This window comes from Shigella sp. SIG3 (assembly GCF_053555855.1).
In genome coordinates this window covers 1-980 of sequence record NZ_JBQZXE010000262.1, presented here as the reverse complement: position 1 = coordinate 980, position 980 = coordinate 1, and the positions used below count along the sequence as shown (strand labels likewise).

1 protein-coding gene and 1 pseudogene are annotated in these 980 nt (G+C 46.9%); both read left to right on the top strand.

Going from position 1 to position 980, the window contains the following annotated elements; genetic code table 11:
* Window positions 1–215, top strand: a pseudogene (locus ACUU1I_RS20770) (hypothetical protein); the annotation flags it as partial.
* Entirely contained in the window at window positions 212–901 is a 690-nt protein-coding gene (locus ACUU1I_RS20765; RefSeq protein ID WP_152030646.1) for a bacteriophage antitermination protein Q, read from the top strand. The pseudogene ACUU1I_RS20770 and the gene ACUU1I_RS20765, both read left to right, overlap by 4 nt.
* Window positions 902–980 lie beyond the last annotated feature (79 nt).

Here is a 980-nt window from a genome sequence, read left to right as displayed (position 1 = left end):
GTCGTCACTCTCGTCTGGGGAATATCTCCCCGGCAGCCTTCAGGGAAAATATCATCAGATGGCTGCTTAAAAAAAGAACAAATGGTAGTGTCCGCTATTGCCAGTACACCTCACTTATCGACGACGAGCAGTTTGATGAAACCAATATTGTGCGCGGACTGCCTGTTCCTGGTGGTCGGTTGGGGATAAAAATCACAGAGCTGGAGTGTGCATGAATAACCAGTATTTACAGTTTGTTCGTGAGCAGCTCATTATCGCCACCGCTGATTTGAGTGGGGCGACAAAAGGTCAGCTTGAAGCCTGGCAGGAGAATGCCATGTTCGATACAGGGCGTTACAGGCGTAAAAAAATCCAGTACCGCGATGAGGTGACCGGAAAAATGATAACGCGGGATAATCCACCAATCCCGGGAAAACAATCACTGGCGAAGGGGGCGTCAATTCCTCTGGTCAGTCAGGTTGCGTTTTCGACATCATCGTGGCGGCGGGCTGTTCTGTCTCTTGAAGAGCACCATAAAGCCTGGTTGTTGTGGTGTTACAGCGGAAGTATTTGCTGGGAGTATCAGATCACCATAACCCACTGGGCGTGGGAAGAGTTTAAGGCTCATTCTGGCACTAGGAAAATTGCAGAGAAAACACAGGAACGCCTGAAAAAATTAATCTGGCTGGCGGCGCAGGCGGTAAAAGCAGAACTTTTTGGTGGGGAAGGTTATGAATATCAGGAGCTGGCATTACTGGCGGGAGTAACAACCAAAAACTGGTCCAAAACATTTACTGCTCACTGGGTTGTAATGAAACACATTTTTCACCGACTGGATAGTGAGGCTTTATTGTTTGTGATGAGAACACGTTCAGAACAAAAAGCGGCATTTTCAAAGCAAAGTATTGCAAAAGTAGATTAAAAGGCATATATTTCATGCAAATCTGATACTTTGCCGATTTTGTACGCGATGGTAAAGTAAGCAAAACCCGCCGCCGAGC

Excerpts from the sequence above, each read along its gene's own strand:
- ACUU1I_RS20765 (WP_152030646.1), top strand. The coding sequence starts at position 212 with ATGAATAACCAGTATTTACAGTTTGTTCGTGAGCAGCTCATTATCGCC.